The organism is Streptomyces sp. NRRL B-3229, assembly GCF_000719505.1.
Taxonomy (GTDB): Bacteria; Actinomycetota; Actinomycetes; order Streptomycetales; family Streptomycetaceae; genus Streptomyces; species Streptomyces griseorubiginosus.
In genome coordinates, this window is the sequence record NZ_JOGP01000175.1 from 1 (window position 1) to 203 (window position 203).

The 203-nt window shown below is 65.5% G+C and carries 1 protein-coding gene; it reads right to left on the bottom strand.

The window, feature by feature from the left end; translation table 11 throughout:
* Positions 1-203: alpha-amylase family glycosyl hydrolase (locus tag IF54_RS40375; RefSeq protein ID WP_037821323.1), on the bottom strand; the 203-nt coding region annotated here is incomplete at both ends.

The following is a 203-nucleotide window of genomic DNA, read 5'->3' on the forward strand; positions in this document are numbered from 1 at the left end:
GGTCACCGAACTCGGGCAGGACGGCGGTGTAGTCGGAGACGTCGTAACCGCCGTCCCGGAGCGGTGACTTGAAGAACGGCGGCAGCCACAGGCAGTCGACACCGAGCCACTGGAGGTAGTCCAGTTTGGCGGTCAGGCCCTTGAGGTCGCCGACACCGTCGCCGTTGCTGTCCTGGAAGGAGCGGACCAGCACCTCGTAGAAG